The organism is Vibrio sp. 1151_11 (assembly GCF_029478525.1).
GTDB classification, from domain to species: domain Bacteria; phylum Pseudomonadota; class Gammaproteobacteria; order Enterobacterales; family Vibrionaceae; genus Vibrio; species Vibrio anguillarum.
Window position 1 is genome coordinate 1 of the sequence record NZ_SHMN01000156.1, and the last position, 223, is coordinate 223.

Genomic DNA, 223 nt, shown 5'->3' on the forward strand with positions numbered 1-223 from the left:
AGACAGGTGCTGCATGGCTGTCGTCAGCTCGTGTTGTGAAATGTTGGGTTAAGTCCCGCAACGAGCGCAACCCTTATCCTTGTTTGCCAGCGAGTAATGTCGGGAACTCCAGGGAGACTGCCGGTGATAAACCGGAGGAAGGTGGGGACGACGTCAAGTCATCATGGCCCTTACGAGTAGGGCTACACACGTGCTACAATGGCGCATACAGAGGGCAGCAAGC

General features: G+C 55.6%; 1 rRNA gene. It reads left to right on the forward strand.

Annotated elements, in window-relative coordinates:
- Nucleotides 1-223: ribosomal RNA gene (locus tag EXZ60_RS19185) — 16S ribosomal RNA — on the forward strand; the annotation flags it as partial.